This window comes from Marinicella gelatinilytica, assembly GCF_026410405.1.
GTDB lineage: Bacteria > Pseudomonadota > Gammaproteobacteria > Xanthomonadales > Marinicellaceae > Marinicella > Marinicella gelatinilytica.
In genome coordinates this window covers 1-472 of the sequence record NZ_JAPMLN010000041.1, presented here as the reverse complement: position 1 = coordinate 472, position 472 = coordinate 1, and the positions used below count along the sequence as shown (strand labels likewise).

Below are 472 nucleotides of genomic sequence, written 5' to 3'. Positions count from 1 at the left end.
CGGAGGAAAAGAAATCAACCGAGATTCCGCAAGTAGCGACGAGCGAACGCGGATTAGCCCAAAAGTTTTATAGTTTTTAACAGAATGGTGTGGAAAAGCCAGCCAAAGAAGGTGATAGCCCTGTAAGTGAAAGAGATTATAGAATGAATGTGAGTAGGGCGGGGCACGAGAAACCCTGTCTGAATATAGGTGGACCATCATCTAAGGCTAAATACTCCCTACCGACCGATAGTGAACCAGTACCGTGAGGGAAAGGCGAAAAGAACCCCTGTGAGGGGAGTGAAATAGACCCTGAAACCGCATACGTACAAGCAGTCAAAGCTGGAATTTATTCTGGTGATGGCGTACCTTTTGTATAATGGGTCAGCGACTTAATTTCAGTAGCAAGCTTAAGCGAATAGTGTAGGCGAAGGGAAACCGAGTCTTAATAGGGCGCATAGTTGCTGGAATTAGACCCGAACCCGGGCGATCT

General features: G+C 46.8%; 1 rRNA gene. It reads left to right on the top strand.

Annotated features, from left to right (window positions below):
* Positions 1 to 472: ribosomal RNA gene (locus OS173_RS13260) — 23S ribosomal RNA — on the top strand; the annotation flags it as partial.